This window comes from Carboxylicivirga marina (assembly GCF_016612505.1).
GTDB lineage: Bacteria > Bacteroidota > Bacteroidia > Bacteroidales > Marinilabiliaceae > Carboxylicivirga > Carboxylicivirga marina.
In genome coordinates this window covers 1-236 of sequence record NZ_JAENRR010000203.1, presented here as the reverse complement: position 1 = coordinate 236, position 236 = coordinate 1, and the positions used below count along the sequence as shown (strand labels likewise).

Annotated in this window: 1 pseudogene; it reads left to right on the top strand. The window is 37.3% G+C overall.

Features of this window, described 5'->3' with window-relative positions:
- A pseudogene (locus JIV24_RS22560) lies at window positions 1-236 on the top strand (hypothetical protein); the annotation flags it as partial.

The following is a 236-nucleotide window of genomic DNA, read 5'->3' as shown; positions in this document are numbered from 1 at the left end:
GCTTGAGTTCGATTTGCAAAAAGTTATTTTTACCCAGATTTGCTCACGCTTTTTAAAGCCGGTATCAAAGTTAGCTTTGTATGATAACTGGTTACAGCGGATGTATCCGCAAATGATTGACCATGATATTGCCGTGCAACACATTTACCGGAGTATGGATTTATTGTGCAAACACAAAGAGGATATTGAAAGCTTCTTATTTCGTTACGGCAAAGACCTATTCAATATTAACGTTG